This window comes from Rahnella inusitata (assembly GCF_965118895.1).
GTDB lineage: Bacteria > Pseudomonadota > Gammaproteobacteria > Enterobacterales > Enterobacteriaceae > Rahnella > Rahnella inusitata_A.
The window spans coordinates 1-500 of the sequence record NZ_CBCPJJ010000051.1; the positions used below are offsets into that span (position 1 = coordinate 1).

The window sequence follows — 500 nt, forward strand, 5'->3', positions numbered from 1 at the left end:
TGACGGGCGTGCGCAGCGCCGTGCCGTTCAGCGACGTGCGTTATCACTATGACGACGCGGACCGCCTCACCGGCCATGACGATATCTCCGCCGAACCGCAGTTTTTTCGTTACGACCCGGCCTCCAACCCGCTGGATACGGCTCTCAACATCGCCTCATGGCCGCACAACCGCGTGGCACAGCATAACGACGTTGATTACCAGTACGACATTTACGGCAGAACCACCCAAAAAAGTACCCACAATCAACGCTGGCGTTACCGTTACGACAGCGAACACCGGCTGGTGGAAGTGCTGCATCAACCCATCAGTCATACGCAACCGGAATGTGTCGCTAGCTTTTGTTATGACCCGCTTGGAAGACGTATCAGCAAGCGGGTACGCTATCAGCGCATGGACGGCGTGACGGCTGATGCTGAAAAGCACAGCGAAAGGGAAACGCGTTTCCTGTGGGAAGGTCCGCGCCTGCTGGCGGAATTTTCGGGCAAGAATTCGCAGGTC

The 500-nt window shown here is 57.4% G+C and carries 1 pseudogene; it reads left to right on the forward strand.

From position 1 onward, the window contains the following. Positions 1-500, forward strand: a pseudogene (locus ACMHLI_RS23405) (hypothetical protein); the annotation flags it as partial.